A 22,330-nucleotide genomic window follows, 5' to 3' on the forward strand; every position below is an offset into this window, starting at 1 on the left:
TAGGAGCTGCCGAAGGCTGCGATCTTTTGATCTTGTTTTTTAAAATCAAAGTCAAAAGATCGCAGCCTTCGGCAGCTCCTACAGTGACCGAGGTGTTCTGCGGGTTAGCGGGCAGCTACGGCCTGGGTTGTGGCATCGATAAAGTCGAAAACCTTGCCGCCCTGCGCCGCCGCATAGTGCTGCGCCTGGCCCTTGAGCAGGAACGCGCTCAGGCGGCCCTTGGCATCACTGGCAAACCACGCCTGATCGGCGAGCAACTTGATCCCGCTGTCACTGGCCTGGGCATACACGGCGCGGATGTTTTTGCCTTCCTGTTTCAATGCGGCCAGCGCAGTGAAAGCGGATTCGGCGGAGGCGTACCGGCGTACTTTGTCTTCGCCGCGCACCCAGATTTCGGCGACGTGGCTAACGTCAGTGATGGCTTTGCCGGTCGCTGCATCCACGGCTTTCAACGGCGTCTGCGCGTAATTGGCGAGTTGCGCGCTGTAGTCCAGATTCGACGCCTTGAAGGCGGCGCGGATGTACTGATCGTCGATGAAGGTGTTGAGGTCGAGGCCGCGATCGGCTTTCTTCAGCAGCTTCAGGGTGTCGATCGCCGTCCCCACGGCCTGGCGGTATTCCGGCTTCCAGCTCAGGTCGCGGGTCTGCACGCCCAGCGGGCCGTGGAACAGGTAGTTGACCTCGGCATCGACGCCGGTGACCTTGGCGATCAGCTCGCTGTACTTCTCAGGCTCAGCAGCCAGCAACTGGTTGGCCTCGATGCTTGCGCGCAGGTAGGCGATGACGATTTCCGGGTATTTTTTCGCGTAAGCCTGATCGACCAGCGCGCCGTGGAACGTCGGCGCATTGGCCTGGGCGCCGTCGTAGATCTTGCGGGCGAAACCACGGCTGGGGAACAGTTCGGCGAACGGCACGAAGTCGGCGTGGGCGTCGATCTTGCCGGCCTGCAACGCGGAGCCGGCGACTTCCGGTGGCTGGGCGATGATGTTCACGTCCTTGAGCGGGTCCCAGCCCTGCTCCGCCACCGCGCGCAGCAACATGCCGTGGGCGGTTGAAGCAAAGGGCACCGAAATGGTCTTGCCCTTGAGCTCGCTCAGCGCCTGCACCCCGGACGCGCTCGGCACCACGATGCCGTTGCCGCTGCCCTTGATGCTGCCCGACAGCACGCTGATGAACAGGCTGTGCTTGCCGGCGGTTTCGAACGCCACCCCGTTGAATGCGCCGGGGAAATCGGCCATGGCGCCGAAATCGAGTTTGCCGGCGACCATTTCGTTGGTCAGCGGCGCGTCGCTGGTGAAGTTTTTCCACTGCACATCGTACTTCGCGTCTTTGTAGGCGCCGTCGTGCGGCAGGTATTTGTCGAGCAGGCCGAGCTCACGAATCAACAGGCCGCCGGCGGCGCAGTTGATGGTGGTGTCCTGGGTGCCGATGGCAATGCGGATGGTTTCGGCCGAGGCCGACAGGGTGAATGAAGCCAGTACCAGACCGGCGAGTGCTGCACGCAACATGGTGTGTTTCCCCTCGAATCATTGATTGGATGTTCGTCTCCGCCGCGATCAGGGCGCGGTGGGAAACGAGGGGGTTTCGGTTTTTCCAGCGTCCGGGGTATGCCGGATGGCTTTAGTGCTGTCCAGGCGGGCCTCATCGCTGGCAAGCCAGCTCCCACAGGTTTCTCGGGTGTTCGCGAAATCCATGTCCCACTACGAATCCTTGTGGGAGCTGGCTTGCCAGCGATGGCGTCAGCCCAGTCAGCGCAGTAAATAAGGGATGTCGACCTTTACGGCACCGGTCGGGCAATCCTTCTCACACGGCATGCAGTACCAGCATTCATCGAACGCCATGTAGGCCTTTTGTGTGGCCGGGTTGATCGCCAGCAGGTCCATCGGACAGACGTCGACGCACACGGTGCAGCCCTTGTCGGCGATGCATTTGTCCTCGTCCACGGTGACCGGGGCGTTGGAGCGGAAGAAGATTTCCTGGGCTTGATAGGCCATGGTTCGGACTCTCTCTGGTGATGCATCAAGCGGCAAAAGCGCCCACTCGCAAGCGGTCGTAAGCCTGCATGTCTTCGGCATCGAGCGCGATGATGTAAGGCTCGACGGGTTTCTTGAAACTGGTCATCCGGCCGTCGTCACCCTTCTTCAGGTGGCAGTGGCAGAACCATTCGCTGTCGTTGCGCTGCGGATGATCGACGCGGTAGTGGTACAGGCCCCAGCGACTCTCGGCGCGGAACAGCGAGGCGCGCGCGGCCATTTCGGCGCAGTCGCGGATCACGCTGGTTTCCATGGCGCGCATCAATTCGTGGGCGTTGTTGGCCTTCATCTGCCCAAGGTCGCGTTCGATGTCGCTGAAGCGCTGCAAGCCGATCTGCATTTTTTTGGTCACTTTCGGCGGTTGCAGGTAGTCGTTGACGAAGCGTCGCAGCTTGTACTCGACCTGCGCCGGAGGCAGACCGTGTTCACGATCCAGCGGCGCGTAGACCCGCGCTTTCTCTGTTTCGATCTGCACGGCGTCCAGCGTCGAGAACTCGCGCCCGGCGACGAAATCCGCCGCGTTCTGCCCGGCGAACCAGCCGTAAGTGAACGCGCCGAGCATGTAGTTATGTGGCACGGCGGCCATGTCACCGGCCGAGTACAAACCTTTGACCGAGGTCTCGGCGCGCTCGTTGACCCACACCCCGGACGCCGAATGGCCGCTGCAAAAGCCGATCTCGGAGATGTGCATCTCGACCATCTGCGTGCGGTAATCGGTGCCGCGATTGGCGTGAAACTGGCCGCGACTCGGGCGTTCGTTGCTGTGCAGGATCTCTTCGATGTTCTGGATGGTTTCCTCGGCCAGGTGATCGAGTTTGAGAAACACCGGGCCGTTGCCGCTTTCCAGTTCCTGGTGGAACTCCCACATCATCTGCCCGCTCCAGCAGTCGCACTCGATGAAGCGTTCGCCCTTGTTGTTGGCCGTGTAGCCGCCGAGCGGGCCAGTGACGTAGGCGCAGGCCGGGCCGTTGTAATCCTTGATCAACGGGTTGATCTGGAAGCACTCGAGGTTCGCGAGTTCGGCTCCGGCGTGATAGGCCATGGCGTAGCCGTCGCCGGCATTGGTCGGGTTTTCGTAGGTGCCCATCAGGTAGCCCGAAGATGGCAGCCCCAGGCGTCCGGCCGCGCCACAGGCGAGAATCACCGCTTTGGCCTTGATCACATGGAAGTCGGCGGTGCGGCAATCGAAGCCCATCACGCCGTTGACCGTGCCCTCCTCGTCAGTCAGCAATCGGGTGCAAACGAGGCGATTGGTGATGCTCACCCGCGCCCGTTTCAACTGGCGGTAAAGGACTTTTTTGATGTCGTGCCCTTCCGGCATCGGCAGCACGTAGGCGCCCATGTGGTGGACTTTTTTCACCGCGTAATCGCCGGTCTCGTCCTTCTCGAACTTCACCCCCCAGCGATCCAGCTGTTCGATGGTTTCAAAACTGTGAGTGGCGTAGGCGAACACCGCGGCCTGATTGACGATGCCGTCGTTGGCGATGGTGATTTCCTTGGTGTACTGCTCCGGCGTCGAGTGCCCGGGGATGATCGCGTTGTTCAGGCCGTCCATGCCCATGCTGATCGCGCCGCTGCGCTTGACGTTGGCCTTGTCCACCAGCAACACGCGCAAATCACGGTTCTTTTCTTTGGCCTTGATCGCCGCCATCGGCCCGGCAGTGCCGCCGCCGATCACAACGATGTCGTATTCCTGCTCCAACGTGTTGCGCGTCATGCCTGCTCCCCTTTTTGCCGGTCGATCCGCAAGCGGTACTGGAACGCATCGCCACGGTAGTAAAGGTGTTCGAAGTCCAGCGGCTGGCCGTCGGCGTCGTGGGTCAGGCGCTCAATGCGCATGATGGGCGAGCCGGCTTCGACGTTCAGCGCCTGGGTCAAATCGCTGTCGGCCAGTACCGCGTCGATCGCCAGATCCGCGTGGCCGAGGGCAATGCCGCAGTCGTTTTCCAGAATCAGGAAGATGTCGCGCGTCACCAGATCCGCCTTCTCCAGGCGCTCGCCGATGGCTTTGGGCAGGTAGGTGATTTCCAGCGAAATCGGTTCACGGTTGATCAGGCGGACGCGTTTGATCTGCGCCACAGTCTCGCCTTCCGCGACCTGCAGGCGCTCGGCCACGCGTTTGTCGGCAGGGATGAATTTGAAGCTGCGCAGGCGGTTGATCACCTCGTAACCGCGCCCGGTCATGGACTCGGCGAGGCCTTGCAGGCTGCTGACGTTCTGGAAGGTTTTCGGCTTGGCGACGAACGTGCCTTTGCCGTGGATCTTGAAGATCAGCCCTTCTTTCTGCAGATCGCCCAGTGCCTGACGCACGGTAATGCGGCTGACTTTGAACAGCGCGCCGAGCTCGCTTTCGGAAGGCATTTGGCTGTCTTGCGGGTATTCGCCGTCAAGAATGCGGGCGCGCAGCACGTCGCGCAGTTGCGTGTGCAGCGGGACACTTGCCAGGGACAGTACGTTATCGGTCATCACGGAATCACTTGTCATAACGAGTTATGACGTGATCTTAGAGACGTTATGACAAGCTTGAGAAATATTGTTTGGGCATAACCTTAGACGCGCTGTTGAAAAGCAAAGATCGCAGCCGTCGGCAGCTCCTACAGTTTGAAAATGCGATCCCCTGTAGGAGCTGCCGAAGGCTGCGATCTTTTGACTTTAGCGTTTGAGGATCTGGTCCATCACCCAGTCGGTCTTGACGGCTTGCTCGGCGACGGCCGGATGCTGCGAATCCCCCCGAATATGCGCATTCATACCGAGCACGTGGTGCCACTGAATGTGCTCGTGATGCGGGATCTCCAGGCTGATCTGCTCATCGGCGAATAGCTGCACCGGATGCTCGTCAAACACGGAGAACGCGATGCGCCCCTGATTGCCGATTATTTCCACCCGGTCCTCGCGCCGATCCGCGACAAAACTCCAACAGCCCATGCCCAGTGCTCCAGAGGCGAAGCGCCAACTGGCACTGACCGCGTCTTCCGCCGCATACAACCCGGCTTGCCGGGCGGTGAAACCGGCGACTTCAACGATGTCGCCGACCAGGTACTGGAACAGGTCGAAACCATGGCTGGCCAGATCGGCAAAGTAGCCGCCACCGGCCACGCTCGGGTCGGTTCGCCAATTGGCGCTACCGTCCAGATCCGCTGCCGAGGGGGCTTTGGTCAGCGTCCAGCTCAGGTGTCGTACCTCACCGATGCGGCCCTGCGCCAGCCATTGCCGCACTTGAGCAAAACGCGGCAACGACCGGCGGTAGTAGGAAACGAACAGGTGCAGACCGGCGTCGGCAAACGCCTGCTGCATCTCGCGGCTTTGCCCGGCGTTGAGCGCCATCGGTTTTTCGACGCAGCAATGCTTGCCGGCGGCAGCGACTTTCAGGCTGTAGGCGTGGTGGCTGTCGGGTGGCGTGGCGATGTACACCGCGTCCACCTCGGGGTCGTTGATCAGCGCATCGACATCGGTGCAGATCCGGGCGATGCCATGGCGCGCCGCGTAATCGCTCACCGCTTCGAGGCGCCGGCCCATCACCGCCACCAGCGCTGAACCCGGGGCCTTGTAGAAGGCCGGCCCGCTCTTGCGCTCGGCGACGCTGCCGCAGCCGATCATGCCCCAACGCACCACGTCCATGGTCAAACCCTCCGTGCTTGCAAAACCTCAGCCCAGGCGCAGCGCGCGCAGATCGAGGTGGCCGTCCTTGATGGGCGGGCACCAGTAATAGCCGCCGGTAATCGGTCGGCTGATGCGGTACAGACCATCAGCGATACCGTCTTCCAGACCGCTCATGCGCCGCAGTTGCGCCTCGAAGGCGTCCAGCGAGAACCCGAAGGCGAGGAACATCAGACCGGCCCGGTCACCTTCAATCCATGGCATCGAACGGCGCACGACGAAGGCTTCGGGGGCGAAGCTTTCCTGGGCGGTGCGTTTGACGTGGGCAGAGACTGGCGCATCGTCGATCTCTTCGTTGTCGCTCAGGCGACGGCCCATGATGTTGTCTTTGTCTTCGCCGGACAATTGATGAAAACCCTTGAGGTCGTGCTGCCACTGCTGGATCGCGGCGAAGCTGCCGCCGACCAGACCTTCTGCGCCCTCGCCCAACAAGGCTGCAGCGATGGCGGCTTCGTCGTGCGGGTTTTCGGTGCCGTCTTCGTAGCCGGTCAGGTCATGGCCGTCCTTGTGGCGGAAGGCTTCCTGCCTGTCGACCAGGCGCAGCGCCGGGGCCAGTGCGGCCTCGACGGCGTTGCAGCGGTTGAGCAGTTCGCCACGGTCGTCACCATGCAGCCAGACCCACAGCGCGTGCTGGGTAGAGGGGTTTTCCACGCCGACGCCGGTCATGGCCGGGAAGCTGCGCAGTCCATCAATCTGTACGTTCAGCGCCTTGGTCAGGGATTCACCAAAACCGACCACCGCCGACTTGCCGTCCACCAGGCTCAGCAGGTTGTCGATCGCCTGCGGCAGTGCTTCAACCGACGCCAGGGCGAAAAACAGGTGGCGCGCTTGTGCAGGAACGGGGGTGGCGAGAATGCCCGGCTGGTAGTAACTCATGTGAACTCCTTGGGAAAGTGCGCGGGAGTTTACCTGTAGCCGGAGGGTTTGTGGGGGCTCTGAAAGTCAAAAGATCGCAGCCTTCGGCAGCTCCTACACCGATCCCTGTAGGAGCTGCCGAAGGCTGCGATCTTTTGATCTTCAGAGAGTTACGATGCTCTCCTGCCGCCACGCACTCGGGCTCATCCCGGTCCAGCGCTTGAACGCCCGGCGAAAACTGCGCACGTCGCTGTAGCCGACTTCTTCGGTGATGCGTTCAATCGGCATGTCCGGATTGGCCAACAGACTCAGGGTCCGCGCCTGCCGCACCTGTTCCAGCAGCGCTTCGAAGGTCAGTGCGTGCTCGGTGAGGCGCCGGCGCAAAGTGCGGCTGCTCATGTTCAAGTCGCCGGCGATTTTTTCGATATGGCTGCCCCGGCTCAGATCCCGGGCAATCGCCCGTTCCACCGCCTGAATCAAATCGAGTTTCTGGTGCACCTGCGCCGCTTCCAGCTCCAGCAAGGCAACCGCCTGGCGCAGCGCCAGCGAATGATGATTGGGCAAGTTGACGTCCAGCCACTGAACATCGATCAGCATGCGATTGTGCAGACAACCGAAACGCACATCGGGCCCGAGCAAGCGGTGATATTCGCTCAGGTAATCCGGCGCGGCGTGCACAAACTCCACGGCAATCGGCTTGAATTCACTGCCGGCCAAGGCCCGGCCATACACCAGCAGGCTGGCAAAGAATTCTTCGACGGCGAACACCTGAACCTCGGCGAACGGCAAGCGGCACTCGGCGTCGAGGTGCACCTGATCACCCGCCACATCGACGCTGGACACCACGATCCCGCCGGAGGTGTGCTGATGGCGGATGCCGAGGGTAAAGGCATCACGCAAGGTCTTGCACAGCGACAGCACATGCCCGAGCAGCCCCAGCGTACCCAGCACATTCTGCGCGCCGACCCACAACCCCAAACCCTGATTGGGCAACACTTTGAGCGCGCGCTGAATCATTGCCACAGCCTGGCGATAGGAAATCCGTTGCGCCGGATCCTGCAGATCATCGAGGGTGAAGCCCAGGCCACGGCACAGGCTTTGGGGGTCGATGCCTTTGTTGTGCACGACTTCGGCGAGGGTTTGCAGGAGGAATGGCGAGACCAGCGCCAATTCAAAAGTGGGGTCTTGGACTTTTACGTTCATGGGGGCTGACATTCCGGATCACGCTTGATTGTTATTTTTGTTACCGGTTATGTCGAAGGAAGTTAGCACAGGGTTGGCCGACTGTCCGCAGAAGTCCCCCTAACTGTCCGCCAATACCCTGCCCCGTCGGGCCTCTAGCGCTTATTTCTATGGTGCCGGACGTTTCGCGTACCGGCGCCACGTCCCACCACAATAATAATGAGGACAGCCATGAGCCCGAACCGCGCCACTTTTCCCTTGCGTCTGGCACTGACTTTGCTCGGTTGCACCGCGTCCCTGTCGGCCCTGGCCACCGAAGCCGGCGTCGACAACATCGGCCCCGGCACCGACGGGTTCTTCATGCTGCCGCTGGAAGTCGACAGCCTTCCGGAGAACATGGTCGCGTTCAACCTTTACTACAACCATTACAAGTCGACCAAGCTCAACATCAGCTCGTTGGGCGGCAAGGTGCCGAATGTCGATATCGAATCCACGGCGGTCATTCCGCGCATCGATTACCTGAGCCCGGTACGCGTGTTCGGTGGACGCCTGGCCGGCTACATCGCCCAGCCCTGGTTGAAGCAGGAAGTGTCGGTATTCGGTCTCAGCGATACTCGCGAAGGCATGGGCGACACCACGATTGCACCGATCATCCTGTGGGACATGGGCAAGAACCTGACCCTCGGCGCCGCCCTGGAAATCACGGTGCCCACCGGTGAATACAGCGTCGATCGGCTGGCCAATACCAGCAACAATTTCTACACCTACAAGCCGCTGTTCTCGTTCACCTGGCTGCCGACCGACAAGACCGAGGTGTCACTCAAGACCACCTACAGCTTCAACGAAAAGAACAAGGACACCGACTACAAGTCCGGACAGATTTTCCACTTCGATTATTCGGCCAGTTACAAGATCACCGACGATGTGATGCTCGGTATCAACGGCTATTACCTCAAGCAAACCACCGACGACAAACAGTACGGCCACACCGTGCAATTCGCCGGGCAGGATGTGGACGACGGCGTGCGCGGCCAGGTCTTCGCGATTGGCCCGGCGTTGCACTTCACCTTCCTCAAATACGCCAGCGCGGAGATTCGCTGGGCCAAGGAATTTGACGTGGAGAACCGGCCGGAAGGCGACATGCTCTGGGCCAAGGTCAGCATCCCCTACGCCTTCTGACCTCGACCTGCAGGAGCTGCCGCAGGCTGCGATCTTTTGACTTTGGTTTACAAGCCAGATCAAAAGATCGCAGCCTGCGGCAGCTCCTACACAGACGGCGGTGTTGTGGAGGAATCCGATGACAACGTGCGTCGATTTTCCCTTATGGGCAAGGGAAACGTCTGACATCTTTCCCGCCAGCGCTTCGGGATACTGCGCACTTCGTCTTGCCAGTGACGACAGCGAGCCACATCCCCCCTTAGACTGCTTCACATTGATCATGGAGGTCACTATGAGCGCCGAACTTTCCTCTATCGTTTCAGACTTCGAAACCCCAGAGCAGGCCGCCAGCTATGATCGCTGGTTCCGGGCACAGGTACAGGCCTCGATGGATGATCCGCGGCCCAACATCCCCCACGAGCAGGTGATGGCCGAAATGCGCGCCCTCATCGAATCGAAACTCAACAAAAACAGTGCGGGTTGACTGGCGACCTGAAGCTCGCACTCAACTCTGGCAAACCCTGAACTACATCGCTGACCGTAACGCCGTGGCGGCCAGTCAACTGAACGCCGCCATCGAAGCGGCTACCTCCGCCCTCCCACTTCACCCCTACCTTTATCGCTTCGGCAAGGTCGCCGGTACATGGGAAATCGTTGTCCATCCCAACTATGTCGTGGTTTATCGGGTGACCGACCGGATCGAGATTCTCAACCTTTTGCACGCTCGACAGGCGTATCCCTAAGCCTTCCGCTCCACACAAAAAAAGGGCGACCCACCGGCCGCCCAAAGTACTGCACGAGAGTCCTTTACAACGTCAGCTGCCCCCGTTCCTCCTCGGTCAGCTGCTGTTTCGCCTGTTCATCCAGCACTCCGGCGCCCAGCACCTGCACCGGGCTGTCCGGGTTGTATCCGGTCGTCGGCGCACGGCTGGCGCCATCGCGGTTTGGCGCCAGTTGCTCGTTACCGAAACTCAGCACCTGCACGGTGAACACCGACGCCTGGTTCTGTCGCGCTGCTGCCTGCTGCTGACGGGCCACGTCTTCAGCGGCCTGGGTGGCTGAAGAGGCAGCGGAGCTTGCCGAGGTGATCGCCCCGGTGTTCACCGCCGACACAACAGGCACACCCGTCGCCTTGCCCTGCACCGCGATGTTGGCGGCGTTGACCACGGTCAGCGCGGCGATGTTGACGTTGCCCGAGACGCGAATCCCCGCCTCCCCCGCGTCGATGGTGCCCAGCGGCGCGATCAGGTCGATGTCGCCGGGCGCCACTTCGGCAATCGGGTTGAGCGTGGCGATGCCGGCGCCGGTGCTTGGCACCGAAGGCGACAGCGTGACGTTGCCCCAAGTGTCATAGACGCGTTTGGGCGGGGTGTAGACCACGGTGGTTTTCGAGCCGCGACCGGCGTTGATGTCGCCCTCGGCCGACCAGCCGAGAATCGAACCACCGAAGGTGGTCATGATCCGGCTCTGCCCCAGCAGAATGCTGCCCTGCGAATAGAGCTGAATGTTGCCCGAGCCCTGCGTGATGATCCCCGCCGTGGACGGTGGCGCCGCGCCTTCGATGCCGAACACCTGACCGCCGCCCGGCGTAAGCATCTGGATGTCGCCGCCGAACAGGGTTTTGACCCCGGCGCCGCCGTACAGCGTGATGTCGCCGTCGTAGCGGAGCGGATTGCCCGCCACATCAGTGCTCGGGAACAGCGCCGCAATGGCGTTGCGACCACGCAGGTAACTGCCTTTGCGCGGGCCGTCGGCGTCGTTGTATTCCAGGCCGCCGGCGCGCAGTTCGGCGAAGTACACCTGCCGCGCAAAGATCGCCTGCTCGGCACTTGGCAGCGCGGCATAAAAAGCCTGTGCCTGCTCTGCGTTGCCGCTGAAGCCGTAGCCGAGGGTCAGCCAGCTCTGCAGTTCATCGACATAGGTCTTGACCACTTTGCCCGGCTGCGCGCTGAGCGCTACGTCCGCACTGGCAACGTTCTGCGGATTCAGGTAACGCGCGATGAACCTTGTGTAATCCGGCCCCTGCGCGCCCGTGCCCGCCTGCAATACCACGCTTGCACCGGGCTGCGTATCCCCGGCCACTATCGCGCCGAGGCTGGTAATGCTGGCGCGATTTTCCATCAGGATGTTGCGCCCGGCATTGATATCCAGCGTGCCAGGGCCGGCGATATCGAAGCTGCTGTAGAGAATGTCGCGACCTGCCGAGACGCGCGATACATCTCGCACGTCGTTATGAACGAACAGGTTGCCGGTCGAGGTAATGCCCTCCTGACCGACGCCCATTTCCTCGGGCTGCACGGCTGTCGGTTGGCCCAGGTGGGTTCCGGATGCCACGATGTCACGTCCGGCAATCATCCAGACAGGGCCTGCTGCTTCGTACCAAGTGCGTTTCGAGGTATCGAAACTCAACGTCTCGCCACTGCGTACCCCCACCAGATCGCCGGTCAGGGCATAGAACCGTGCGGGCCCCTGCACTTCACTCAAACCGGAATAGCTGTCGGGCCCAAAAGCGAACAACGGATAACGCGAATTACCTTCCGGTTTAACACCGTCACTGCCGTAATTGCTGTTGAGTGGCTTGTTGGGGTTATTGCCGGCAAAGGCCAGGAATGACGGCCTGAACGGGGTGGCGATGGCCAGTGGGCTGGCACCCGACTGATTGATCGCATAGCCGCCGGCGTAGATCGAGTCCCCGGCCAACAGTTCGAGTTGTCCGGATGTCGAAGGGGCCAGTAACAGTGAATAAGCGGTTGTCCGTGACAAGTCACGCTCGCTGTAAGCCGCCGATGGCCCGGCATAAATCGCCCCCTGCGCCGCCACCGCCCGAAGAATCGACGGGTACACAAAACGTCCATCGGTGGGCGACGAGTTGGCGCCGCTCACAGGGGATAGATTGGCCTCGGTCTCGGCTAATTGAGTACTCGGCGTGAGATTGCCTCCAGCGGAAAAAAGATTGATGGCGGTGTGATCAGTCCACAGCGAGAAGCCGCTCAGGATGCCACCAGTGCGGATATTGCCGTTGTCATCAAGCAGTGGCGTGGCATTGAGCAGGCGCACACGTCCGGGATCTGCCGCACCGCCCAACACCAGGTCTCCACGGGTACTGAGGCTCATGCCCGAGTCGCCGGGAATCAACACCAGGCCACCGGAGGCGTTGCTGGTCGTCGAGGTGAACGGATCCAGCGGTCGGGTTTCACGGACATCATGCAACTGCGAGCTGGCACCGTATTGCAGATTGAGGCCGCCCAGCGCCCCTCCGGTCAATTGCGCCGCACCGCGCAAGTTGATCAGTGCGCCTTGCAGGTCGTGCCTCGGCGGCTGAGTCCCGCTATCCCCGGCCCGCGCTTGCAGCGATGGGTTGAATGCGCCGCCAATGCGAATGTCCATATCGCCACCGCCAGTCATCTGCACGCTGCCATCGTCGGCGACACGCCCGGTGCTGCCCACGGCAACGATCAGCCCTTGGCTGCGCGGATAATTGACCGCATCGCCCAACGGTCTGAGCATCCCGGCGTCGCCACCGGCACGCAGGCTGATGTTGCCGCCGCCCAGGGTGCCGAATCCGGTGAAGCCCACCAGGTAAGGTTCGGTATTGCCGTCAGGCGTCATCAACCGAGTAGCGTAACTGCCAAAGTTGATCCACCACGCTGTGGGCACATCCGGGTTGCCCGTGCCTTGGCGCCACAGCCAGTTACCCATTGCCACACTGGCGATCTGTTCGCGGAAACCGCCATTCACCGATTGTGCTTTTGTGCCGACGGAATCACCGGAAACCGAGCCACCGGCATTGATGTGCAGATTGCCACCCAATTGCGGATACCAGGCCTGATAGAGGCTGTCGCTGCCACCGTTGACCCACTTTTCATAATCGGCACCGGCTGTGCCCAACACCGAGTTATTGTCCGAGAGATGCCCGCGTTTCTGGTTATACAACGGGTCGACATTCGATGACTGTGTACCGGCGGTGTACACGCCGAAAGGCGAATCCATGCTCAGGTTGCCGGCAGCCATCAGATCGAGATCGCCAGTACCGGTGCGCAGAACACTGAACATCTGCGTATGGGCCTTGGCCGTTTTCCCCGGATTGTTGCCGATGCACAGCTCTGGCTGCAGATCACAAATGAATTGAGCCTCCTCGGGAACCGGTTCGTAGTCCGGCCCCATTCCGCTACCTGGCGCCCAGACCCAACGGGCCATGGGTACGCACAAGTCGGCAATCTGCTGACAGTACTCGAGCATGTCATCAGGGACCGGCTCGTAGGGGGTAAAAAAGGGATTATCCGGAGCCCAGACCAGCTTGCCCGCCGCCGTGGTGATGTTGACGCCGTAATGACTGTCCGCCAGCCGCAGATTGCCTTCAGGGGTCAGCGGTTTGACCGCACGGCTGTCGGCCGCAGCAAGATCTGCACCGGCGACCACACGCATCGACCATGAGGCACTGCCCGACGGCAGCATGCTGGCCAGCGCCCAGTTCTTGCCTTGTTGTGTGCCGTTGAACGGGCGCAACTCGATCAGCGAAGTGCCTTCGGCGAGCTTCACATCGGTCATCGACGGAATCAGCGATCCGCGCAACAAGGCCAGTTCGCCCTTTAACTTCACCCCGGAGAACGTAGTCAGGTCTGCATCGTAAACGCTGGGCAACGGCACTCCCTTGGGCCAGTTCATCGCTTGCAGGGCGGTGGCCTTGTTCAAACGGATCCCGGCACCCAGGCGTGTGTCGGCAGGCAACGTCACACTGTCGCTGAGCAGCGTACCGGCGGCGTACAGCAGATGACCGCTGCTGTCGTGGATCGCCCCCGCCAGCACGGTGCCGGCGCTGAAGGTATACGCCTCACCCAGCACCGCCTGAGTCGGCAACAACGTGCCACTGGCCAACACTGCGCCCTGAATGGTCACGTCGTAATTGAGCGTGGCGCCTATCGGGAACTGTGTCCCTTCAGCCAGCGAAACACCGCTGCCCGGCACGATCAGATCGCCACCGAACGGCTGCACACCGGCAATCAGTTTCCAGCCGGCATCGTCCTGGGTTTCCGGTGGCGGCGCGAAGCCGTCGTTGATGCTGCCGTAAATATCGAGGTTGCCACCGGCACGAATCACCAGGCTGCCCGCTTCCCCGGAACCATATACGGAGGGGTTCAGCTGCGTGTGCGGATTGAGGCTGGCATAGCGATAACCCGAAAGGTCCAGATCGCCCTCCACCACCAGATCACCGTCAGCCGCTTTGCTGGCGATCTCCACACCGGGCCGCAGATGGAATGCATCGGCGTAAGTGGCGTTATTCAGCCCGGCGAGTTTGCGTTGCAGCAGATCGTTATTGCCCAGTGCCGCGTTGATAAAGTCGTTGCTGTCGCCATGAATGCGTTCGAGCATGGCCTGATCGATGACTTGATACGGCCGGCCACTGACCGCCTGATCGACACCCTCGCGGGCATCGGTGTAGCGGCGCATACCGTTGAGGCCGATGGAGCGTGCGCCCTGAATGGTCAGCGCACCGCTGGCGTCGATGGCGATGTCATTGCTGCCCAGACGCGGCGCGTTCAGCTCCAGCGTACCGCGCAGCATTCCATCGTGTTGCCCGGCGAGGACACCGGGCACGGCATCGGTGCCGTGACGCAGGTCGATGCGCGCACCGCTGCCCAGCGTGAGCAAACCATCGCCGGAATTCAGTTCGACCGTGGCGCGGTTGGGTGCATCGATGATCTTGCCGTAGCTGTCGACACGCAGCACGCGACCATGGGCATCGAGCACGCTGCTGCCAGCCAGGGTCAGGCCATTTTTCGCCGACAGGCGAATGCTGCCGACACGCTCGCCGCTGGCATCGATCAGACCGGCCACCGTCAGGCTGCCATTGTCCACCGACACATTGACCTCACCGGCCTTGAGACCGTCGCCGATCACCAGGTTGCCTTGTTTGAGTTGCAGGCTGCGGCTGCCGTAAACCTGCCCGGCATTCAAGCGCTGATTGAGCGCGGCGAACTGCTCGGTGGCGTCACCGCCCAGACGCTGTGCGCGAATGTCCACGCCACCGGCCTTGTACGGCACCAACGTGCCGCCGGCGTCGTAATAACCGCTGCTGCCACCGGCAATCTCGCCTTGCAGATCGACCGTCCCGGCCGCATCGGCCAGTGCGATGACGCTGAGGTTACCAGCCTGATTGTTCTTCGCCGACAGATCGATCCGCGAGCCCGCGGCCTGATGGATATTGCCGTTGGCGCTGTACAGCGATACGTCGCCGCCCCAGCTGTATTTGCTGACATCATTGAACGGCAAGGTCCGCCCGGCCATGTCCAGCACGGCACGAGTGCCCAGCGTCAAATCGCCCTCGGACTTGACGGTCAACTTGCCGCTGGCCAAGGCGATACGGCTGTCCAGCACGATGTCGCGGGCTTCAAGATTCAACTCCGCACCCAAGGCATTCGCCAACCCGGCAGTCCCGCCGCCGCTGAGCGTCAGGCTGTTGCCGGCCTTCAGCAGGCTGACCGAAGCTGCTTCACCGGTGAGCAACGGCGTGCGCAGGTTCAGATTGCCGCCGCTGTAGCGGTAACCCTTGAGCGGATCGTAAGCGCCCTGCTCCTGATACACCGCCAGTCTGCCCTTGTGATTGGCGGTGATGCGCTCGCTGGCGCTGAGGTTGACGTTGGCAAAACCCAGCGCCAGACGATTGTTCTGATCCAGCCCGCTGGCCTGAGGCATCGGGCCGTAACCCAACTCGATCCGCTGGGCCTGAATATCCAGCGTGCCGCTGCCCGTACCGGCGCCACCGGTGATGACGCTGCCGGGGCTTTGCGTCGCACCGTTCCAGATCAGGTTGGCCGTACGAATGCTCGCCACATCGTTGGCATCGCCCAGGCCGTAGATCGCCGGGGTGACCAGCAGCAGGTTCTGCAGTTTGCTTTGGCCGGTCTGCGGATCGATTGTGTCGAGGCTCACGCTGCCGTAGAAATTGAAGGCATCGCGGGTGGTCAGGCTCAGGGTTTCCAGGGCCGGCGCGGCAAACTGCGTATCACCGCGCAGCAAGCGGTCGAGTACGTTCTGGTTCAGCGTTAGACCGGCCGGCACGCGACTGCCGGCCGCCGCCAGCGCCTCGGCGCTGCCGGCATTGACCGCACCGACCGACAGTGCCAGATGACGGGTGCCGAAACGCACCGCTTCACCGAGTTCGAACTGGTTATCGGTGGCGGCAGTGATGCTGCCGTTCGAATAGAGCAGCGCCGGATCGTTGCAAGATGACGTGACACACACGCCAATCCGGATGCTGCCCGCGCCACTGATGCCGCTGGCCGCTGCCGGCGCCAGCACATTGGTCCAGCCGTTGGACACTACCAACAGGCTCGAGGCTTGCGGCTGGTAGAGGTAGCCGGACGTTGAATCGAAGGCCACATTGCCACGCCCCAGGGTGTTGATCCCGGCGCCCGCTTCGACCGTGATGCCACCGGTGGTCGAGGTGGTGCGCAACACGACTTCCGGCGCAGACAGGATGGCCCCTTCACGCAGCGTGATGTTGTCCGAGGCCCCCAAAAACTTGATGATGTTGCCCGTCGTGTTGTAAATCACCTCCGGCAGCGCACCGAGCGTCAGACGTCCGGCATTGAGGTTGTTCAGCGTGTCGGCGTACACCGACACGCCACTGAAACCCGGCGTCGGCGCATGCCCCGCAGCGAGCACCTCGAACTCGGCGCCGGCGTAACCGCCGCGTAGCGCCGCCGTGCCGATCAGCCCACCCTCGGCGGCATCAAACAGCGCTCGCCCATCGAACTGCAACGCAGTGTCGTGCTTGCCCCCCGTGCTCAGGCGCAGATCGAGCACCTTGCCGTCCATTGGCGCCAACGCACGGGGCACGCCACGCCGGGCGGCATCGCTGCGGATGAACTGGGTGAACGACGTTTCGTTGTACTGCGAGTAACGGCGCAACACGTCAGCCGACGTCAGGATCACCTGACTGGCCAGACTGTCGCGCAGTCCGGTGTTGGCAATCGACATCTGCCCGCTGCTGGTCCACGAACCGTTGCGCAGTTGCAACGCTGCCGTCGTCGCAGCCGGCGTCGCCTGACCGTTGACCTCGACCCGGAATGCGCCCGGCAACAAGGCAAAGGTGGATGGCAGCAGCGTGTAAGTCCCCGCCGCCAGCCCCGGCACGCCGGCGCCAATAGTGACCTGCTGGCCGATGCGCGGATCGACCGCTCCGGCTTCGGCCAGGATCGGCGCGTAACGGCTCTGTTTGCCCGGCACGATGGCGTAGACCGGATTACTCGCCAGCCCCGGCAGACTGAAGGTGCCATCGGTGGCATTGCGCACCAGCGGATTGAAGCGCGCATCGGTAGAACCGCCACGTCCGGAAATGAAACCGGCGCCGCGAAGATCGCCACCGCCGGACAGATCGATCAGCGCACCGTTCTGCACCTCGATGTATTGCCCACCGATGGCCACGCCGTTTTTATCGCCCGTGATGCCGTTCAACACCACCGATTTACCGTTGTAGAGATAGTCGATGCCGTCCGTGGTGCCACCGTACGGCATGACCAGACCGGCGCCGCTGACCGACGTGGTGCTGCCCGACAGCAGTCGAACCTCATGACTGGTGGTCTGCAAATCGTCACCCAGAACAATCTTGCCCAGCGGGGCCCGCACCACCCCGCCCTGCTCGATGTACGCCGCGGAAAAACTCAGATTGCCGAATACCGAGTACGGCACCTCAGCGGGTGCCGCACCGTGGCTGCTGATCCGCAGCGTATGGTCGGACACCGCAACGGCGCCCTGATAGCCAACGCGCACTTCAGCCTGGACATCACTGGCGGGATAGATTTGTGCAGCACCGAGGTTCAAGTCACCCGGCGTCCACAACCGGGTTTTTTCGGCACCGTCGTTGGGCGCGAGGAAACGCAGATCGCCACGACTGTCGAGGCTCACCTGACCAAATGCCCGTCGGCCATACGCAACCGCTGGCGCGCCGAGTTGCAGGATCGAACCCTGTGTACCGAACGACAGGCCATTGCCCACATCCAGCAGGTCGGCTGATGCGTTGAAGGTCGCGTCCGACAATTGTGTCGTCGGATTATTGGTCAATCGCGGCCGTATCAGGCCGAAGCCGGCGTGGTAAGTGCCCACGCCGGACAGACGCAGGTACGGCGCGCTCAAATCGACGCGGGTCGTACTCGCGGAGGCGTCGGCCAGCGACAACGCCCCGGCATACAGCGTCAGGCTCTGGTTCATGTGCAGATTGACGTCGCCGTCAAACGACAGCAAACCGTTGCTCAACAGGCTCAGGTTATCGAAGCCGCCCGCCATCAGGCCGTCTGCGCTCAAGCGCGTCTGACCGTAGCGCAGGCCAGCGGCGCCCTCGCCCGGACGCCGATCCGGCGCGAGCGGTTTGTCCGCAGGTGCCTGGCCAATGATCATCTCTCGCGGCGCCCGCACGGCATTGCTTGCCGAGTCAACGTACAGCGGTGTCTCAAGCGCAATGTCCAGACGACCGCCGGCAGCCCCGACACCGCCCGCCGCTGCACGCAGATGGCCCTCAAGGAACAGGCCGTTGTAGGAACTCAGGCTGATCCGCCCGCCGTCGGTTGCGACGCGGGTCGGCCCTTGGCCGGCGATATCCAGAACGGTCTCGCTGCCGGAAGCCTCCAGCCGAGCGCCTTCACGGACGATCACATAAGCATCGGAGGCCGTGGCAGAGGCCAGTTTCGCATCGATTTCACCGCCGATGATGATGCTGCCACCCTTGGCGACCTGACCGTAAGTGCGGCCCAGCGCATCGACTGCCGTATTGGCGCGTCCGGCGACATCCAGCACCGCCTGTTCACCGATCCAGATGGAACGGTCATGTGCGCCCGGATCGGCCACGACAATGGAGGTCGCCGGTTTGTTCGAACCGAACTGTTGTTGACGGATATCAATCGTGCCGCCCCAGGCATTCAGCTCACCTTCCACGGTGATCTGCCCGGCACCGCGCAGTTTGATGCTCTGCCCCGGATCGACGCTGATCCGCGAACCGCGGCCCAGGGTCAACGAGCTGTTGGCGGCATCGATCAAACCGATCAGGCTGGCCCCGCCCTGCAACGTCAGGCTGGCGCCGGCGCGTTGGGTCAACAGGCCCTTGGTCGGGCTTTCCTGGAACAGCGTCGGTGTCCACAGCTCCAGCGCCGTTTGCGGATCGATACCACTGACCTGATTCGGCGCGGCATCAGCGAAACGGTACACCGGCATGTACACATCGATCGCCGTACCTTCAGCAACGTCCAGCCCATTCAGGCCAATCAGGTTGTAGGCGGAAAAGCCCTTGCGCAACAGATCGGCAGACAGCTGCAGGGTATTCTCGGCCAGCGCCTTGTCGGTCTGACCGATGAGAATCCTGTTGGCCTGCACCGTCAGCGTGCCGCCGCCCGTGACACCGTAGCCACGCAGATCGCCCGCAAGGTTCAGGTGGGTTTCACCGGGCGCCGAAATCGCACTGGATTCCAGCGTCAGGTCGCCGCCCTTGCCACCCCGGGTCTTGCCGTTGGCCAGCACAGCGCCACCGGAGGAAACATCGAGCAGACTGCCCGCGCCAAGGTCGATATCGCCGCTGCTGCGGATCGATACCAGGCCACCATTGAGAGACGCCAGACTCGCACCGTCATCCGGGTTGCTGCGCAGGTTGCTCCATACTCCACGAGTATCGAGTCGCACACCGTCGGCCACAGTGACTTGCGTCGCCTTGCCGACCTTCGCCGTGAGCCGAGTGTCAGCGGTATCGCTACTGAGAAACTGGTTGAGCACATTGCCCAGACGCAGGCTACCGCCACGCGCGGTCAGGTCGGCGCCGATCTGCACATCCGGGGAATACAGGGTGATGTCGCCACCGTTGTCGACCGTGAGCGCACCGTGAACGGCAATCTGATCCTTGGTCGAAACCTTGAGCGCACCGAGGTGGAATCCGTTGAGCAGATCGTTATCGAGATAGAGCTTGCCCTTGCGGGCATCGGACACCGCGCCGGTCAAGTCCGGATCGTTGCCGGCAACCGGGCGCGTGCCACCGATCTGCACCTGATCGAGCAAGGGATTGAGGGTGTAGAGCAGGCCATTCGACGCCGCGACGAAGGTCGGGTCGTAACTGCCGACGATCAACTGCGCCCGCCGGGCCAGCGCGGTCTGGCTCTGCTGATAGCCGTCGAGCAGCGGTTTCGGCGCCTGATTCTGCCGTTCGCCCTGATACACCTCGCCGATCATCTGCCCGTCAAGCACGGCGCTGGTCGTGGAAACCACCAGTTGCCCGGCATCGCGGCCCACGGTGTAACCCGACTCGAAACGCGAGCGCGGGGCAATCAGCGGGCTGTAGTAATGGCTGGTCTGACCCCAGCGTTCGCTGCTGTCTTCATAGCCTTTGTACAGGCCGGTGTAGAGCAGATCCCCCGGCGCGCGCGACACTTCATACAACTTGCCGTCGGCGCCACGCAGCCAGCTCTGGCGGATCTCGCCGCTCTGCACATCCAGGGTGCCGCCGGACAGGTTGATCAACGAACCTTTTTCCGTGACCACGTCGTTGCCGGCAAAACTCACCGTGCCGCCCTGAGCCATCCATTCGCCGACGCTGTGCCCTTGGGTGCCCAGATAACCGCCCACTTCCAGCAGGCCACCGGCGGTGTACCAGCGGTCGGTGGCATAACCATTGGTGCCCGCCGGCACATACACCAGCTCGCGCACATCGACCCAGATGTCATTGCTGTTGAGCGCGCCTTTCTCGCGGTTGACCGACGCATCACGCTGCTCGTTACCCTGCACGTTGATCTTGATGCTGTTGTTTTCCATCGCCACTTTGACGCCGAGGGCACCGGACACGTCGATCATTGCGCCGTCGCGCACCAGGCTGCGGCGCTGTGCGCTGACCGCAACCTGACCGCCGGTGACCAGGGTGATCGAGCCGTTCTGGAACTCGACACTGCCACCGCTCTGAATCTCGACGCGTGACTGATCGCCACGGATCCGGTTATTGGCCGTGACGCCCGTCAGCGCGGCCTGATGCTGGCTGTCGAGGGCGGTCATGTCGCTGCTGTCGAGCATGATCGCCGTCGCACTGCCCTGCCCCAGCGTCACGCTGCCGTTGGTATCGGTGATCGGGTTGGTGAGGTGAATCGTGCCCCTCGTCGCCACTGATGTGCTGGCAAGCGATACGCCGTTTTGCACGACCTCGTGACCCGTCAGAGTGATGTCGCCGGTAGACGACTGGATCAGTCCGTTGTTAGTGACGTTGCCCGCAACGGCACCGGCCTTGAAGCCGGGAATGACTTCGCTGCCGAAGGTGGTCGACAGCGCATTGCCCTCGGTGCCCGAGCCCTTGCGAATGTAGAAACGGTCACCGGCCGCCAGCACGGTCTGGCCCTTGACGGTGTTGATGCTGCCGTCGTTCTGTACTTCGCTGCCAAGCAGCAAGGCATAACCCCCGGCAGCGGTAGACGATGCCGGCTTGTGGGTGTCGATGGAGGCTCCGCGCTCCACCAACACTTTGCCAGCGGCATCGGTGAAGGTCGGCTGAGTGCCGGTGCTGTCGAAGTACAAGCCGCGATCACGGAACTGGATATCGGTGATGTTGGCGGCAGCGGCCACCAGGTTGCGCACGTTGACCTGGCTGCTGCCGCTGAACACGATGCCATTGCGGTTGATCAGCATCACCGTGCCGTCGCCCTTGATCTGGCCCTGGATCTGGCTGGCCCGGGCATTCGGGTCGTTGACCCGGTTGAGCACCGCCCAGTTGGACTGTTGGGCGAATTCAACGGTGGTGTTGCGGCCGACGTTGAAGGTTTCCCAGTTGAGGATTGCCTTGTCGGCGGTCTGCTCGATCTTCACCGTGGTCTTGCCGTCGGCCTGGGTCTGTTGCGGGCCCTTGGCGTTCTGCCAGCCTTGAGTCAGGCTGTTATCGACTTTCAAACCGCCCTCGCCCAGACCGTCCGTTACAAACTGTACCGTGCCCAATGCAGCAGCGCGTCCGGCCGCCTGCGCCGCTTGTTGCGCGGCAATCGCGGCGACGGTGTTGTTCAGGGTCTGGATCGAACGCTGCAATTGCGCATTGGCTTTTTGTTGCTGGGCCAATGGCGGTGTCATCCCCGGCAATCCGCCAACGCTCGGACGCGCCGCTGCGGCCTGCTGCGCCGCACCTTTGGCAGCAAACCAGCCCGAGCTGAACGCCGTCTGCGCCTGCGCGCTGCCCGCCACCAGACACAACGCCACTGCGTGCGCCAACGGCTTGAGCAACCACAGCGCCGGCTCGACGGTTTCACGCTTGGAGGACAGAACGTTGGTACAACGGGATGGGCGAGCGAGCATCACTACGAGATCCTTTTTGATTGCCACACTTGGGTTGCCAAAGATGCCGCAGGCCTGCAAAAACCTGCTGTTACGACATAGGCCGTTGGCGAGGGGCGCGACCGAACGGATGTCACACAAACTTCATGTTCGGCGTGTATTCGAGC

At 62.2% G+C, this 22,330-nt stretch carries 11 protein-coding genes; 3 read left to right on the forward strand and 8 right to left on the reverse strand.

Features of this window, described 5'->3' with window-relative positions; genetic code table 11:
- Positions 1 to 104: 104 nt before the first annotated feature.
- From L6D63_RS04645 to L6D63_RS04675, 7 genes are all read right to left on the reverse strand, one after another.
- Complete coding sequence (locus L6D63_RS04645) at positions 105 to 1,508, reverse strand: ABC transporter substrate-binding protein (protein WP_131670289.1); 1,404 nt, start codon at positions 1,506 to 1,508, stop codon at positions 105 to 107.
- A 240-nt stretch (positions 1,509 to 1,748) separates the two neighbouring features.
- A complete protein-coding gene (locus tag L6D63_RS04650) occupies positions 1,749 to 1,994 on the reverse strand; it encodes a 4Fe-4S dicluster domain-containing protein (RefSeq protein WP_042559450.1) in 246 nt (81 codons plus the stop codon).
- Positions 1,995 to 2,019: 25 nt separating this feature from the next.
- Positions 2,020 to 3,750, reverse strand: a complete 1,731-nt coding sequence (locus L6D63_RS04655) for a fumarate reductase/succinate dehydrogenase flavoprotein subunit (RefSeq protein WP_131670288.1) — start codon at positions 3,748 to 3,750, stop codon at positions 2,020 to 2,022.
- Positions 3,747 to 4,499 carry a GntR family transcriptional regulator gene (locus L6D63_RS04660; RefSeq protein WP_041062347.1) on the reverse strand — a complete coding sequence of 251 codons (753 nt, stop codon included), beginning with the start codon at positions 4,497 to 4,499 and terminating at the stop codon, positions 3,747 to 3,749. Before L6D63_RS04660 ends, L6D63_RS04655 begins: the two co-directional genes overlap by 4 nt.
- A 186-nt stretch (positions 4,500 to 4,685) precedes the next feature.
- Entirely contained in the window at positions 4,686 to 5,651 is a 966-nt protein-coding gene (locus tag L6D63_RS04665) for a Gfo/Idh/MocA family protein (RefSeq protein WP_131670287.1), read from the reverse strand.
- A 27-nt stretch (positions 5,652 to 5,678) separates the two neighbouring features.
- Positions 5,679 to 6,566 carry a Dyp-type peroxidase gene (locus L6D63_RS04670; protein WP_095666760.1) on the reverse strand — a complete coding sequence of 296 codons (888 nt, stop codon included), beginning with the start codon at positions 6,564 to 6,566 and terminating at the stop codon, positions 5,679 to 5,681.
- A gap of 141 nt (positions 6,567 to 6,707) precedes the next feature.
- Positions 6,708 to 7,748: an AraC family transcriptional regulator gene (locus tag L6D63_RS04675; protein ID WP_131670286.1), complete on the reverse strand. Its 1,041-nt coding sequence runs from the start codon at positions 7,746 to 7,748 to the stop codon at positions 6,708 to 6,710.
- 210 nt (positions 7,749 to 7,958) lie between these two features.
- Between L6D63_RS04675 and L6D63_RS04680 the strand changes: the two genes are divergently transcribed.
- From L6D63_RS04680 to L6D63_RS04690, 3 genes are all read left to right on the forward strand, one after another.
- Positions 7,959 to 8,906, forward strand: a complete 948-nt coding sequence (locus L6D63_RS04680) for a SphA family protein (RefSeq protein ID WP_047293969.1) — start codon at positions 7,959 to 7,961, stop codon at positions 8,904 to 8,906.
- A 271-nt stretch (positions 8,907 to 9,177) separates the two neighbouring features.
- The gene (gene relB, locus L6D63_RS04685) at positions 9,178 to 9,369 is read left to right on the forward strand and encodes a type II toxin-antitoxin system RelB family antitoxin (RefSeq protein ID WP_131670285.1); all 192 of its coding nucleotides are present in this window, start codon (positions 9,178 to 9,180) and stop codon (positions 9,367 to 9,369) included.
- Positions 9,359 to 9,628: a type II toxin-antitoxin system RelE/ParE family toxin gene (locus L6D63_RS04690; RefSeq protein WP_131670284.1), complete on the forward strand. Its 270-nt coding sequence runs from the start codon at positions 9,359 to 9,361 to the stop codon at positions 9,626 to 9,628. The genes relB and L6D63_RS04690 overlap by 11 nt, the downstream gene beginning before the upstream one ends.
- Positions 9,629 to 9,692: 64 nt before the next feature.
- Here the strand turns inward: L6D63_RS04690 and L6D63_RS04695 are convergent, their stop codons facing one another.
- Positions 9,693 to 22,184: a filamentous haemagglutinin family protein gene (locus L6D63_RS04695; RefSeq protein WP_131670283.1), complete on the reverse strand. Its 12,492-nt coding sequence runs from the start codon at positions 22,182 to 22,184 to the stop codon at positions 9,693 to 9,695.
- Positions 22,185 to 22,330: the final 146 nt, after the last annotated feature.

Origin of the sequence: Pseudomonas parakoreensis, from assembly GCF_021602155.1 — a bacterium.
Classification (GTDB): Bacteria; Pseudomonadota; Gammaproteobacteria; order Pseudomonadales; family Pseudomonadaceae; genus Aquipseudomonas; species Aquipseudomonas parakoreensis.

Bases quoted from the DNA above. Each gene is read 5' to 3' on its own strand.
- L6D63_RS04645 (WP_131670289.1), bottom strand. From the start codon at position 1,508: ATGTTGCGTGCAGCACTCGCCGGTCTGGTACTGGCTTCATTCACCCTG.
- L6D63_RS04650 (WP_042559450.1), bottom strand. From the start codon at position 1,994: ATGGCCTATCAAGCCCAGGAAATCTTCTTCCGCTCCAACGCCCCGGTC.
- L6D63_RS04655 (WP_131670288.1), bottom strand. From the start codon at position 3,750: ATGACGCGCAACACGTTGGAGCAGGAATACGACATCGTTGTGATCGGC.
- L6D63_RS04660 (WP_041062347.1), bottom strand. From the start codon at position 4,499: ATGACCGATAACGTACTGTCCCTGGCAAGTGTCCCGCTGCACACGCAA.
- L6D63_RS04665 (WP_131670287.1), bottom strand. From the start codon at position 5,651: ATGGACGTGGTGCGTTGGGGCATGATCGGCTGCGGCAGCGTCGCCGAG.
- L6D63_RS04670 (WP_095666760.1), bottom strand. From the start codon at position 6,566: ATGAGTTACTACCAGCCGGGCATTCTCGCCACCCCCGTTCCTGCACAA.
- L6D63_RS04675 (WP_131670286.1), bottom strand. From the start codon at position 7,748: ATGAACGTAAAAGTCCAAGACCCCACTTTTGAATTGGCGCTGGTCTCG.
- L6D63_RS04680 (WP_047293969.1), top strand. From the start codon at position 7,959: ATGAGCCCGAACCGCGCCACTTTTCCCTTGCGTCTGGCACTGACTTTG.
- relB (WP_131670285.1), top strand. From the start codon at position 9,178: ATGAGCGCCGAACTTTCCTCTATCGTTTCAGACTTCGAAACCCCAGAG.
- L6D63_RS04695 (WP_131670283.1), bottom strand. From the start codon at position 22,184: ATGCTCGCTCGCCCATCCCGTTGTACCAACGTTCTGTCCTCCAAGCGT.